General features: G+C 47.2%; 16 protein-coding genes. 15 read left to right on the forward strand and 1 reads right to left on the reverse strand.

The window, feature by feature from the left end; genetic code table 11:
- The first annotated feature begins 106 nt into the window (after positions 1-106).
- The 14 genes from thrS (at position 107) to rpmF (ending at position 10,470) form a co-directional block, all read left to right on the forward strand.
- Positions 107-2,086 (forward strand): threonine--tRNA ligase, encoded by a 1,980-nt coding sequence (thrS, locus tag EKM87_RS07130; protein WP_125683276.1) that lies wholly within the window; start codon positions 107-109, stop codon positions 2,084-2,086.
- 640 nt (positions 2,087-2,726) lie between these two features.
- A complete protein-coding gene (infC, locus tag EKM87_RS07135; protein ID WP_125683392.1) occupies positions 2,727-3,230 on the forward strand; it encodes a translation initiation factor IF-3 in 504 nt (167 codons plus the stop codon).
- A 50-nt stretch (positions 3,231-3,280) separates the two neighbouring features.
- Complete coding sequence (gene rpmI / locus EKM87_RS07140) at positions 3,281-3,475, forward strand: 50S ribosomal protein L35 (protein ID WP_125683278.1); 195 nt, start codon at positions 3,281-3,283, stop codon at positions 3,473-3,475.
- A 69-nt stretch (positions 3,476-3,544) separates the two neighbouring features.
- Positions 3,545-3,904, forward strand: a complete 360-nt coding sequence (gene rplT, locus EKM87_RS07145; RefSeq protein ID WP_125575242.1) for a 50S ribosomal protein L20 — start codon at positions 3,545-3,547, stop codon at positions 3,902-3,904.
- Between the two features lie 191 nt (positions 3,905-4,095).
- The gene (locus EKM87_RS07150) at positions 4,096-4,638 is read left to right on the forward strand and encodes a YqeG family HAD IIIA-type phosphatase (RefSeq protein ID WP_125683280.1); all 543 of its coding nucleotides are present in this window, start codon (positions 4,096-4,098) and stop codon (positions 4,636-4,638) included.
- Positions 4,619-5,761: a ribosome biogenesis GTPase YqeH gene (yqeH, locus tag EKM87_RS07155; RefSeq protein WP_125683282.1), complete on the forward strand. Its 1,143-nt coding sequence runs from the start codon at positions 4,619-4,621 to the stop codon at positions 5,759-5,761. Before EKM87_RS07150 ends, yqeH begins: the two co-directional genes overlap by 20 nt.
- A gap of 2 nt (positions 5,762-5,763) precedes the next feature.
- A complete protein-coding gene (yhbY, locus tag EKM87_RS07160) occupies positions 5,764-6,087 on the forward strand; it encodes a ribosome assembly RNA-binding protein YhbY (RefSeq protein ID WP_125683284.1) in 324 nt (107 codons plus the stop codon).
- Between the two features lie 15 nt (positions 6,088-6,102).
- A complete protein-coding gene (locus EKM87_RS07165; RefSeq protein ID WP_125683286.1) occupies positions 6,103-6,735 on the forward strand; it encodes a nicotinate-nucleotide adenylyltransferase in 633 nt (210 codons plus the stop codon).
- Positions 6,725-7,333 carry a bis(5'-nucleosyl)-tetraphosphatase (symmetrical) YqeK gene (gene yqeK / locus EKM87_RS07170; RefSeq protein WP_125683288.1) on the forward strand — a complete coding sequence of 203 codons (609 nt, stop codon included), beginning with the start codon at positions 6,725-6,727 and terminating at the stop codon, positions 7,331-7,333. Before EKM87_RS07165 ends, yqeK begins: the two co-directional genes overlap by 11 nt.
- Positions 7,334-7,346: 13 nt before the next feature.
- On the forward strand, positions 7,347-7,703 hold the full coding sequence (rsfS, locus tag EKM87_RS07175) for a ribosome silencing factor (RefSeq protein WP_125683290.1): 357 nt from the start codon (positions 7,347-7,349) through the stop codon (positions 7,701-7,703).
- Positions 7,700-8,443, forward strand: coding sequence for a class I SAM-dependent DNA methyltransferase (locus EKM87_RS07180; RefSeq protein ID WP_125683292.1), 744 nt, complete (start codon positions 7,700-7,702; stop codon positions 8,441-8,443). Before rsfS ends, EKM87_RS07180 begins: the two co-directional genes overlap by 4 nt.
- Position 8,444: 1 nt before the next feature.
- On the forward strand, positions 8,445-9,611 hold the full coding sequence (locus EKM87_RS07185; RefSeq protein ID WP_125683294.1) for a nucleotidyltransferase: 1,167 nt from the start codon (positions 8,445-8,447) through the stop codon (positions 9,609-9,611).
- A 52-nt stretch (positions 9,612-9,663) separates the two neighbouring features.
- A complete protein-coding gene (locus tag EKM87_RS07190) occupies positions 9,664-10,215 on the forward strand; it encodes a DUF177 domain-containing protein (protein WP_125683296.1) in 552 nt (183 codons plus the stop codon).
- 66 nt (positions 10,216-10,281) lie between these two features.
- A complete protein-coding gene (gene rpmF / locus EKM87_RS07195) occupies positions 10,282-10,470 on the forward strand; it encodes a 50S ribosomal protein L32 (protein WP_048731903.1) in 189 nt (62 codons plus the stop codon).
- Between the two features lie 343 nt (positions 10,471-10,813).
- On the opposite strand, the gene EKM87_RS07200 is transcribed toward rpmF, so the two are convergent.
- Positions 10,814-11,593, reverse strand: coding sequence for a hypothetical protein (locus tag EKM87_RS07200; RefSeq protein WP_125683298.1), 780 nt, complete (start codon positions 11,591-11,593; stop codon positions 10,814-10,816).
- A 206-nt stretch (positions 11,594-11,799) separates the two neighbouring features.
- Here EKM87_RS07200 and EKM87_RS07205 point away from each other — a divergent pair, with 206 nt between their 5' ends.
- Positions 11,800-12,618 (forward strand): Cof-type HAD-IIB family hydrolase, encoded by an 819-nt coding sequence (locus EKM87_RS07205; protein WP_125683300.1) that lies wholly within the window; start codon positions 11,800-11,802, stop codon positions 12,616-12,618.
- Positions 12,619-12,790: the final 172 nt, after the last annotated feature.

The raw sequence follows: 12,790 nt of genomic DNA on the forward strand, positions 1-12,790 counted from the left end.
GAAAAATCGGGTGGAACCACGTTACGACGTCCCCAGTATCTATGATGATACTGGGGACTTTTTCGTTCTTTCCCCCAAAATCATAACAAGAAGGAGATCATGTATTATGGCAGATATTTCTATTAAGTTCCCTGATGGTAAAGTAAAGGCATTCCCAGCTGGCTCATCCGCAGCAGATGTCGCAAAGTCAATTTCCATCAGTTTAGCAAAAGAAGCTGTTGCCGCTAAATTTAACGGCAAGCTGGTTGATTACTTAGCACCACTTTCTGATTATGGGAGCATCGAAATCGTCACCAAGAAGGATGCTGAAGGCTTAGCTGTTTTACGGAACACAACCGCTGCCTTATTACGGATCGCGTTAAAGAAAGCATTCCCAGCTATTCGTTTAGGTGAAGTTAGTGCCGACGAAGATGGGTTCTACGTTGATACCGACAAGGACGAACAACAAGTTAGTGTTGATGAATTAGACTCCTTAGCCGTTATCGTTGAAAAGCTGGTGTCTGACAAGTTAGACATCAAGCGGATCTCCTTAAGCAAGGATGACGCCTTAGCTTCAGTAAAGGGCGACCAATACAGTTCAGAATTAATTAAAGCCATCGATGGCGACGAAGTTTCCTTCCTCCAAATCGGTGAATACCAAGTACTTAGTGACGGTGCCCAATTAGTAAACACTGGCGACGTTAAGCACTTCAAGTTCCTCTCAGTTGCTGGTGCCTATTGGCAAGGCAAGTCTTCAAACCCAATGTTACAACGGATTTACGGGACTGCTTTCTACAACCAAGCTGATTTAGATGAAGATTTGAAGAAGCGCCAAGAAGCACGTGAACGTGACCACCGGGTTATCGGGAACCAATTGGATCTGTTCTTCGTTGATCCTAAAGTTGGTGCCGGCTTACCATACTGGATGCCAAACGGTGCAACTATCCGTCGTGTGATTGAACGTTACATCATTGACAAAGAAGTTGCTAACGGTTACCAACACGTTTACACGCCAGTCTTAGCTAACCTTGATCTTTACAAGCAATCAGGTCACTGGGCTCACTACCGTGAAGACATGTTCCCACCAATGGATATGGGTGATGGCGAAGAACTTGAATTACGGCCAATGAACTGCCCTAGCCATATTCAAATTTACAACCACCACATCCGTTCTTACCGTGAATTACCAATGCGGATCGCTGAATTAGGGATGATGCACCGTTACGAAAAGTCTGGTGCTCTGAGTGGTTTGCAACGTGTTCGTGAAATGACGTTGAACGATGGTCACACGTTCGTTGCTCCTGATCAAATTCAAGAAGAATTCAAGAGTATCTTACGGTTGATGGTTAAGGTTTACGATGACTTTGACATCAAGGACTACACTTTCCGTCTGAGCTACCGTGACCCTAAGAACACTGAAAAGTACTTCGATGACGATGAAATGTGGAACAAGGCACAAGCTATGTTGAAGGGTGCCATGGACGAATTAGGCTTTGACTATGTTGAAGCTGAAGGTGAAGCCGCATTCTACGGTCCTAAGTTGGATGTACAAACGAAGACTGCCTTGGGTAACGAAGAAACGTTATCAACTATCCAATTAGACTTCATGATGCCAGAACGCTTCGACTTACACTATGTTGGTGCCGATGGTGAAGAACACCGTCCAGTTATGATTCACCGTGGGTTAGTTTCAACGATGGAACGTTTCGTTGCCTACCTGACGGAAATCTACAAGGGTGCCTTCCCAACCTGGTTAGCTCCTAAGCAAGTTACGATTATCCCAGTCTCTGAACAAAAGAACGGGGCATACGCTGACAAGCTGGCTGCTGAATTGAAGGCTGCTGATGTTCGGGTCAACGTCGACAAGCGTGGTGAAAAGATGGGCTACCTGATTCGGGATGCTCAAACGCACAAGATTCCATACACGTTGGTTGTTGGTGACGACGAAATGAATAACGGTAGTGTTTCTGTACGTAAGTACGGTGAAGAAGACTCTGTTTCCGAAAGTAGCGATGCTTTCGTTAAGCAAGTCTTAGCTGACATTGCTTCTTACAGTCGTGATGCTGACGCCGAAGAAAGCGCCGTTGAACAAAAATTGGAAAACTAATTACTTGCTAACTAACTACATGTAAAAACTACTTCCTTCCTATTATATAAACAAGTAAATAGATTTCTTCCAGCCACCTTCGATTGCGTTCGAGGTGGCTGGTTTTGTTTAGGTAGATTCCAAGGTTAAATCGATGATATATTCCAAACGGGGTTGTCGACCATGGCAATCCCGGTTTGTTAGTCTTTAAAGGGGACTAGAGCGATTAAACAATCTGTGTTACGCTTTACTCTGTTATGCGATTGAATTTGTGATCGTGGTCTTGGTTATTGTGATCAATCGCTTCGATCACCGTAATGAGATACTTGGTGTTAAATCCGAGCAGTAGCCTGGTTGGACACCTGATAGAGGGTCCTGGTGAAATTTAACGGGTCTTTCTGTAAGTATTTGGAAATGCCCGTTGACAGGTAACCAGTTAGCTGGTATGATAAATAAGTTGAGAAATTAAGCAGAGGCTTCCGCTTCTCGCCCTGTGGCTAACGCTGCTGGGCTGGATATGCACGTTAGTTCGACTATTTTAGTTGGATTTCATGCGGGAGCCGTTTGATTGTTGATCAGAGGTTCCCGCATTTTTTTGTGAGTGAGATTTCTGCAGTTCTCGAGAATTTTTTGGAGGTGGATTACCATAGCAAACGACACGATTGTCAACGAGGGGATTCGCGCACGTGAGGTTCGATTGATTGCCGGCGACGGTGAACAATTGGGGATCAAGTCTAAAAGCGAAGCTTTAAAAATTGCTGAAGAAGCAAACCTCGATTTAGTTTTGGTTGCACCGAAAGCTAAGCCACCAGTAGCCCGGATTATGGACTACGGGAAATACCGCTTTGAGTTGCAAAAGAAGCAACGCGAAGCTCGTAAGAAGCAAAAAGTGATCAGTGTCAAAGAAGTACGGTTAAGTCCTACGATTGATACCAACGACTTTAATACCAAGTTAAAGAACGCTAAAAAGTTCTTGGCTAAGGGTGAAAAGGTTCGTGTATCGATTCGGTTTAAGGGTCGGGCCATCACTCATAAAGACATTGGTCGTGAGGTGCTCAACCGAATGGCTCAGGAAACTTCTGATGTCGCTACCGTTGAACAACGACCAAAGATGGACGGTCGGAGCATGTTCTTGATGCTTTCGCCCATCGCTGAGAATAAGTAGAGTTGATTGTGGTAGCTTCGGCTACCGATTTAAGGAGGATATTTCGTATTATGCCAAAGATGAAGACTAACCGCGCCGCAGCTAAGCGTTTCAGAGTAACTGCCAAGGGCGGTATCAAGAGTGCCAACGCTTACACGTCTCACCGTTTCCACGGTAAGACCAAGAAGCAACGCCGGAACCTTCGTGGTACCCGGATGATGAACGAAACGACCATCAAGACTTACCGTTCTCTGTTACAAAAGTAAGCGGGTCACCAATTTTCGGGTCGACGAAGAGTCGACATAATGTTTGAATTGATTTAGGAGGAAAAGATTATGCCACGAGTTAAAGGCGGTACTGTTACACGCGCACGTCGTAAGAAAGTTTTAAAGTTAGCTAAGGGTTACCGTGGTTCAAAGCACCGTTTATTCAAGGTTGCTAAGGACCAAGTCATGAAGGGTCGTCAATACGCCTTCCGTGACCGTAAAGCCACTAAGCGTAACTTCCGGAAGCTCTGGATTGCCCGGATCAACGCCGCAGCCCGGATGAACGGTCTGAGCTACAGCAAGTTGATGCACGGTTTGAAGTTAGCCAACATCGACGTAAACCGTAAGATGTTAGCCGACTTAGCAGTGAACGATGCTGCTGCATTCAAGGCTTTAGCTGACCAAGCTAAGGAAGCTTTGGCTGCTTAATCAGTCGATTGGAAAAGACTTCGCGTATGCGGAGTCTTTTTTAGATTCTAGGAAATGGTTTAATCAAAGATCAATTTCAGTTAGACATGCAAACCTAACCGTTCCTGGTGGTAAAATAGACCTAGATTGCGTATAATAAAAAGCTAGACATGCCGGTAACGGTAATAGGACGAAGGGGGGCAGTCACCCGCATGGTTTCTGGATTCAAACCCACGTGGATGGTTACGAACATATACGATTTGACACCGGGGCAGCTAAAAGCAAACGGGGTCCGGGCGGTGTTGACCGACCTGGACAATACGTTGATTGCCTGGAATAATCCGGATGGGACACCAGAACTGCGTCACTGGTTGACACTACTCGAAATGGCTGATATTCAGGTCATTGTCGTGTCAAATAACAGTCGTGCTCGGGTCGATCGGGCCGTGGCACCTTTTGAGTTGCCCTACATTCATCGCGCGTTAAAACCACTACCATGGGGGTTGAATCGCGCACTTCATCGTTGGCATCTACGCCGTGATGAGGTGGTCATGGTGGGTGATCAGCTGTTGACTGACGTCTGGGCAGCACACCATAGTGGTGTCCGGAGCGTTTTAGTGAAGCCCATTTTAAAGTCAGATGCGTGGATCACAAAAGGTAATCGATTATTAGAAAAGGTGGTTATGTGGCGTTTACGGCATGACTATCCCGAATTAACTTGGCAGGAGGATCTTGATGAACGACAAAGACATTGAACCCGTCTTAATTGACGGTGAGCCACTACACTGTATTGGGTGTGGTGCAGAGATTCAAACGACGGATAAGACGGCACCGGGTTACACGCCGCAATCTGCATTAGATAAGGGATTGGAAAAGGAAGAGGTCTATTGTCAGCGGTGCTTCCGGTTGCGTCACTATAACGAAATCGTCCCCGTTGGCTTAACGGATGATGACTTTCTGAACCTATTGACCCAGATTCAGGACGCCAACGCCCTGATTGTTTACGTCGTGGACATCTTTGATTTCAATGGGAGTGTCATTCCTGGTCTGCATCGGTTCGTTGGGAGCAATCCTATCTTACTGGTGGGGAACAAGGAAGACCTGCTACCCCGCTCCTTAAAACGCAGTAAGTTACAGGATTGGCTGCGTCAACGGGCTAATGAACAGGGGTTACGCCCAATTGATGTGACGCTGTTGAGTGCTAAGACTAATCAGTCCGTTGATGGCCTGCTTCAGTTGATCAATAAGTACCGGGGCGACCGTGATGTGTACGTGGTTGGGGTCACTAATGTTGGGAAGTCAACGTTGATTAATCAAATTATCCGGCAAAACACTGGGGTTAAGGATTTGATCACGACTTCCCGGTTCCCCGGGACCACGTTGGACAAGATTGAATTACCTTTGGATGACGATCACGTCTTGGTCGATACTCCTGGGATTATTCAAAATCAACAAATGGCGCACTTCATTGATGGTAAAGATCTGAAGATTGTCACGCCACAGAAGCCTGTCAAACCTAAAAATTACCAATTAAATGAACAACAAACCTTGTTCTTAGGTGGTGTTGCGCGGTTTGATTACACCAAGGGTCCTAAGACGGGATTTACGGCGTACTTCGAAAATAATTTGTACCTTCACCGGACTAAATTGGAAAATGCGGATGATTTCTATGAACGGCAACTGGGACAGTTATTAACACCACCACGGGCCGAAAATATGGATGATTTCCCACCGTTAGTGCCACATGAATTCAAGACCACCATGAAGAGTGATTTGGTTTTTGAAGGATTGGGTTGGATCACCGTTCCAGCCGACGCACATGTGACGGGCTGGGCACCAGCCGGTGTTGGCGTATTACTACGTCGCGCAATGATTTAAAAATGGAGGACGACAACTTGTTACGAGGGAAACAGAAGCGTTACTTACGGGCCCATGCCCACAATATGCGACCATTATTTTCTATTGGGAAAAATGGTTTAACGAGTGCTTGGCTGGATCAATTGACTGGTGCCTTGGAAAACCGGGAACTGATCAAGGTTAATTTACAGCAGAGTGCAGAAGTCTCCGTTGATGAGACAAAAGCATTTATTGAAGATAATACGGACATTCAAGTGGTTCAAACAATCGGCCGGGTGCTAGTCTTGTACCGGGTTGCGACGGACCAAGAAAATCAAAAGATTTCACCAATCGTGGAAAACATGTAGGGAGGTCTTGCAGTCGTGGTAAAAATTCAAGAGCGAACGAGTACGCAGGTCGTGACTGAAATGACAGCGACCGCTAAGAAACGGCGCATCGGAATTTTGGGAGGAACGTTTAATCCGCCGCATCTGGGACATCTAGTCATTGCTGACCAGGTTGCTACCCAATTGGGGCTGGATCGGGTCCTTTTCATGCCGGATGCTGAGCCGCCTCACGTTGACCGCAAATTGACGATTCCTGCGAAGGACCGCGTGGCCATGGTTAGGGGTGCAATTGCGGACAATCCTCGGTTTGATTTAGAGTTAACGGAAGTTGAACGGGGGGGACGTAGTTATACCTATGACACAATGTTTCAGCTGACGCGGGCTCATCCGGAGAACCAATATTACTTTATTATTGGTGGCGACATGGTGGCTTACTTGCCCAAGTGGTATCGCATTGATGAACTCCTAAAATTAGTTCAATTTGTAGGTGTCTGTCGCCAAGGATTTTCGCATCAATCACCGTATCCGGTACTATGGGTGGACGTGCCACAAATTGGTATTAGTTCCACAATGGTTCGGGATCAGGTTCGGCGCGGCCAGTCGGTCCGTTATTTAGTGCCGACCATGGTTGATCTCTATATAAAGGAGCATCTCTTATATCGTGACTGAATTGACCTATCACGCAAACATTTTTCCTGGGACTCGGGATGAACTATTAGCAAAAATTGAAAAACAGTTGAAACCCAAGCGTTTTAAGCACGTCCAACGTGTGGAACAAACGGCGCTGCGATTGGCAAAAGCGAATGGTGTTGATCTGGAAAAAGCTAGTATCGCAGGTTTGACGCACGATTACGCTAAGCAACGACCAGCTGAAGACTTTATTCAGGCAATCAAAGACTATCAGCTTGCGCCGGAATTATTGAACTACGGGAACGCAATCTGGCATGGCGTGGTTGGTGCTGAGCTGATTAAGCATGAGCTGGGTATTTATGACGAAGACATTCTCAATGCCGTTCGACACCATACCACTGGTGCGGCGTACATGTCGCCACTGGAGCAAGTCGTCTACATGGCGGACTTTATTGAGCCGGCCCGGGATTTTCCCGGTGTTGATGATGCGCGACGGTTAACGGACAAAGAATTGGCCATGGGTGTGGCTTATCAGGCCAAACATACACTGGCTTACCTGATTGACAATAATCAACCAATTTATCCAAAATCTCTAGATACCTACAATGCGTGGGTACCCCAATATCCAAACGTTTGAGAGGAGAAAAGGCATGGAAAGTAAACAAATTTTAGAAATTGCGGTTAAAGCCGCAGAGAACAAACGGGCAGAGGAATTAACTGCCTTAGATATGACCAAAGTTAGCTTGTTAGCCGATTACTTTTTAATCATGGAAGCAAATTCGACGCGGCAAGTCCAAGCCATTGCAGATGAAATTACGGACCAAATGGCTGCTAACAACGTTGAGGTTCGTGACGTTGAAGGTAAGGATGCCGCTAGCTGGATCCTGATTGACTTGGGTGACGTGGTTGTTCACGTCTTCCAGAAGGATCAACGGAGCCATTACAACTTGGAAAAGCTTTGGTCCGATGCGCCAACCATGGATCTGGGCGAATGGGTTGAAGCATGATTTATCAATCCTTTGCTGAGCTTTACGACGAACTTTTCGATCCAGCCATGTATGATCAGTGGCTGGATTTTGTCGCTAAGCGTGTGCAGCCGCAGAGTGGGAGTGTATTAGATCTCGCGTGTGGAAGTGGCCGCTTAGGCGTCTTATTGGCTGAACAAGGCTATGATGTAAGTGGCCTGGACCTCTCAGAGGAAATGCTGGCCCTTGCTGCTGAACACGCGGAAGAGGCCAATGTGACCATGCCGTTGATGGCGGGGAACATGTTAGACTTGAGTGAAATTGAGACGTATCAAACGATTACATGTTTTGCGGACTCATTTTGCTATTTGCCCGACTTACCAGCCGTGACTAAGGCCTTTCGCGAGGTTCATGGTCACCTGGCCGTTGGTGGAAAGTTTTTATTTGATGTGATTACGCCACATCAAACGGACGACGTGTACCCAGGATACATGTACAACTACGTCGATGACACGCGGGCCTTTGTCTGGACCAGTTACGGGATTGAAGACGAGGATCACGCTGCCGAACATGAACTGGCTTTCTTTACGCTGGACCAAGAGACTGGACAGTATCGTAAGGTGACGGAACTGCACCATGAGCGGACCTATGAGCTAGCGGATTATCAGACGGCCTTAGCGGATGCAGGGTTAACGTTACAACGAGTCAGTGCTGATTTTGGTGAACATGAAGTGGCCGCAGATACCACCCGGTGGTTCTTCGAGGTCACACGGGAGGCATAGAATGCTACAGGCTGTGGGAATCATTGCGGAATATAATCCATTTCATAATGGGCACGCCTATCAGGTAGCCACGGCCAAACGCCAGACGGGTGCTGACGTGGTTGTTGCGGCAATGAGCGGTAACTGGGTCCAGCGGGGCGAACCCGCCCTACTGGACAAGTGGCAGCGAGCGGAAGCAGCGGTGGCTGGTGGTGTTGATCTGGTGATTGAATTACCGGGGGCCGCGGCGTTACAGCCTGCTCACCTGTTTGCACAGGGTGGCGTCGCCTTGCTAACGGCAATGCAGTGTCACTGGTTAGCCTTTGGGACGGAACATCCGAATATGGATTACCGGCGGCTGATGGCCCACTTACCAGATGATCCGACGACCTTTAAGCAATTTGACCAGACCTATGCGTCCCTGTTTCAGGGGTATCTCCGGGAACAAACGGGGATTACTTTGAATCTAGGGAATGATATTCTAGGATTCTTCTACGCCTTGGCGAACCAGCGACTAGGAGACCCCCTAGAATTGCTTCCTCTGGCACGAAAGGGTAGTCAGCATGCCGATACCAAGATTGCCACAGATGGCGCGTATGCGAGTGCTACGGCAGTTAGGCGAGCAGTGTTGCATCAGGATTGGGCAGAGGTCCAATCTGTGGTGCCCCCCCGGACACTGGCATTGGTTCAGCAGGGCCCGTTGGTGACCTGGGAGCACTATTGGCCAGCTTTACGCTACTTGCTGCTTAGCGGGCACGTGGCTGATTTGCGGCGCAATTACCAGATTACAGAGGGGGTCGAGTACCGCTTGAAACGGGCGGCGTTGACCAGTGATAGTTTCGAAGCATTCATGCACACAGTGAAGACCAAACGCTACACTTACACGCGCTTGCAGCGGCAAGCGGCGTACCTATTAGTTCAGGCACGGCCGGCCGAAATGAATCCAGAACCGACGTATTTGCGGGTGTTAGGGTATTCGGCAGCAGGCCGGTCCTACCTACATCAAATTAAGAAGCAGGTCACTTTGCCGTTGATCAGTCGAGCTGACCGTGATTGGCAAAAGGGACCGGGTGAATTTGATGACCGGCTGGGCACGCTACGAACCATGCTAACGGGAATTCCACAAGATTATGGCCGAATTCCCGTAAAAATAGCGGATTCAGACAGACTATCAAGGAAATTACCTTGACATCACATTTTTTGACAGGTATAATTTATCTCGTTGCATTGGAGGGATTGCGATGAAATGGTCGTTGACCGAGCTCCGCAAGAATTACCGAAACGAGCCGCTTTCTTTTGAAGAAACACTTGATTTAAAGGCGGACTTAATGGAACGCTATGGCGACGATGTGCTTGATTTAAGCCCCGTCCACGTGAAGGGTATTGCTTCTGTCGTGGATGGTGACGTCGTTGTCGATGCGCAGGTTCAGGCGGACTTAACGGTTCCATCCAGCCGGTCATTAACGCCGGTGGACTTGCCTGTAGATTTCAAGATGACGGAATTTTATGTTTCCGACCCCGCCGCAACCCAACGGTTTGAAAAAACCGACGTTGTGATGGTAGTTAAGGATGACCAAATCGATTTTGATAAGGCTATCGGGGATAACATTCTTTTACAGATTCCGATGCACATTCTTTCAAAGGCCGAACAACAAGGTGCCGAGATGCCGACTGGTCAAGACTGGGAAGTTGTCGCGGAAGAGGACCTTGAAAAGGTTGAGAAGGAAAATCAATCAGTTGATCCACGTCTTGCAAAGTTAAAGGATTTCTTCCCTGATCAGGATGATCAATAATCCTCTTTGTAAGCCTTAAAATTTTTTCACTAGTGGATATAATTTTATTTGAAGGAGGTGTTTTCTTTGGCTGTACCTAAGCGGAAAACGTCTAAGACGAAAAAGGCTATGCGTCGTGGTCACATCAAGTTGACTATGCCTAATTTAACTGCTTGCCCTAACTGTGGTGAATTACGTAAGTCACACATGGTTTGCCCAAGTTGTGGTTTCTACGATGGCCGTCAGGTCGTTGCGGTTAAGAACGCAAACAACTAATTTTATTAGTTTAAAAAACTCCCATGAAGTCCGCGGCTTCTGGGAGTTTTTTTGTGGATTCAAATCGTAACTATGAAGGGTAAGTCAGCTGCTTTCGTCCAGCATTGGCAAGTATCAATATTACTATCATGTACACCGGAGATCAAAGTGTCAAGCAAAAGGCGGCTTTACCTTTGGTTTGAAGCCACGAACGAAGGTCTGTTTCTAAAGGCGTTGTTTGCGCAGCCCTTTTAAGGATGACCTGTAACATATTTTATGGATAGCTTACTTGGCAACGGAACACTAGGGCACTTAATTTACTTGCTAATATTGTTGTTATAATCATCGAATGGATCTGGCAAGGTTACCGGGCGGCTGGTGCCAGTAGATAGATGACTGATTCACCATACTTAGCGTGGTTCTTCGGATAAGCGTAGGCACCGATTCGATAACGGTTAAAACTATTGAAAGTCAGACCGGCTTGGTTGAGTGCACGACCTAATTGGCGTCGTTGCGCTGTTAGAAAGTTCGTAGATTTGGCAATTTTAGTGTTGGCTGAAAATGATAAAATGTCTTCAGAGGCCTCTCCAAAGTAATAAACCAAACAGTTCATCACGCCGTCACTCATGGTCAGTGACGGAATCAACAGATTAGCTGATACCTGGAGTTTTTTATCGGCTACGGTGCCAGGAAAGAGGCTGGTGAGCTGTTGATTAAGGTGCGCGTCGATTAGTCGTTTGTCCACGGCATATCCGGGGGGACCAGCCAATGTACCAGCGGTGACACGGTTGGGATTCAGCCCTTTACTGAGATTGCCGTGCCACACGTAACCGTGAACCCTTTTGTTGGCGCTACGGACCTCATAGTAGGTATCGCGGCCCTTTGATGGTGATTGTAGGATAACCTTGCGTTGGACGATCCAAGTGGTTCTGGGATAATTCTGTAGATTATGAATTTTTTTGGTATGTGCCCGATTCCACATGGGTTTCGGTTGCCCGAGCTTGAAATAGGTCGGGTAAGGGCGAACCTTCTTAGAACTGACCCAGGTGTATTGGGGCTTAGTGGTGGGTTTAGCCTGGGCGGTGACGGACAGTCCAAGTAATGGCCCAGTAAGCGCTAGTAGGAACCAGCCTAACTTTTTCACAATATTCTCCTCCTTGAAGTTGGACGTGCACTGCCAGTGTAGCAAATTGAGGTGCAACTCAGGAGTTGGAAGCAAAAATGGTTGCAGCGATGGTGAAATTTGACTGTCTGCGACTTATTTGTGGGAATTTTTTCGTAAAAGAACTTGGGACCGACCTGACATTTCGCGTATAATGAACCACACGAAGAAAATTGAGGAGTGAGATTGTGGCAATTAAACTTATTGCAACGGACTTGAATGGAACGCTGTTGCACGATGACCAGAGCTTTAACCAGGCGATGTTCACGGAAACTTTAGCAGAATTAACGAAGCACAATGTAAAATTGGTTCTGTCTTCTGGCAACCAATTTGCCCATCTCCGGGAGTTATTTGCTGACGTACTCACACCAGAGTTGGGTATCATCGCTGAGAATGGAGCGTCGATCTACCACGACAACCAGTTGGTCTTTGATGGTAGCTTGACGGCCAGTCAGTTGCAGACGTTTGTTGAAACTGATCGTTTTTTACCGTGTCTCAAAGGGGCCTACATCATTCTGACGGGGGCCAAGGGTTCATACACGGAAATTGGGGTGCCGCAGCAACTGATTGACGCTGCGGAAAAGTTCTACGACAATCTCCACCAGGTCACGAGTTTGCAGGCCGTGACGGATAAGATCAAGAAAATTAGTGTCTCGGTGCTACCAGGGCAGGCGGCACAATTGGTCCAGTCGCTAAATACAGCATTAGCTGGTCGATTGGTCGCGCATGATAGCGGCTATGGGGTCGTTGACCTGGTGACGACTAACGTAGGTAAGCTTCCAGCGGTTCAGTGGTTGGCCCGGCACTGGCACATTCAGGCTGAAGAGATCATGGCGTTTGGTGATGGTGCGAATGATGTACCATTGTTACAGTTTGCTGGTCAGGGTGTGGCCATGAAGAATGCGCCTGTAGAAATTCAGCGTACTGGTAACCTGATTTCCGAATGGTCGAATCAAGAGGATGGGGTCTTGAAAACTATTCAACAGGTGATTGCCAAGCTTGCTTAGCTCGCCGAGCGAATACTAGCCGGTGGCGATTGTTATAATTATAAATTTAATGGAGGAAATCATCGAATTGTCAAATTCCGATGGATGGTCATCGTTAAGTGAAAGAAATTTGAATTTTACTTGGTTTCTGCTAGTTTCCTGGGTACACTGGCTTAAGTTAGTTCAGTTACCG

The sequence above is a fragment of the Levilactobacillus yonginensis genome (genome assembly GCF_003946265.1).
GTDB classification, from domain to species: domain Bacteria; phylum Bacillota; class Bacilli; order Lactobacillales; family Lactobacillaceae; genus Levilactobacillus; species Levilactobacillus yonginensis.

What these genes read in the sequence shown, in the direction of transcription:
- EKM87_RS07190 (WP_125683296.1), top strand. Translation starts at nt 9,664, where the DNA reads ATGAAATGGTCGTTGACCGAGCTCCGCAAGAATTACCGAAACGAGCCG.
- rplT (WP_125575242.1), top strand. Translation starts at nt 3,545, where the DNA reads ATGCCACGAGTTAAAGGCGGTACTGTTACACGCGCACGTCGTAAGAAA.
- thrS (WP_125683276.1), top strand. Translation starts at nt 107, where the DNA reads ATGGCAGATATTTCTATTAAGTTCCCTGATGGTAAAGTAAAGGCATTC.
- yhbY (WP_125683284.1), top strand. Translation starts at nt 5,764, where the DNA reads ATGGAGGACGACAACTTGTTACGAGGGAAACAGAAGCGTTACTTACGG.
- EKM87_RS07150 (WP_125683280.1), top strand. Translation starts at nt 4,096, where the DNA reads ATGGTTTCTGGATTCAAACCCACGTGGATGGTTACGAACATATACGAT.
- rsfS (WP_125683290.1), top strand. Translation starts at nt 7,347, where the DNA reads ATGGAAAGTAAACAAATTTTAGAAATTGCGGTTAAAGCCGCAGAGAAC.
- EKM87_RS07180 (WP_125683292.1), top strand. Translation starts at nt 7,700, where the DNA reads ATGATTTATCAATCCTTTGCTGAGCTTTACGACGAACTTTTCGATCCA.
- EKM87_RS07185 (WP_125683294.1), top strand. Translation starts at nt 8,445, where the DNA reads ATGCTACAGGCTGTGGGAATCATTGCGGAATATAATCCATTTCATAAT.
- rpmI (WP_125683278.1), top strand. Translation starts at nt 3,281, where the DNA reads ATGCCAAAGATGAAGACTAACCGCGCCGCAGCTAAGCGTTTCAGAGTA.
- yqeH (WP_125683282.1), top strand. Translation starts at nt 4,619, where the DNA reads ATGAACGACAAAGACATTGAACCCGTCTTAATTGACGGTGAGCCACTA.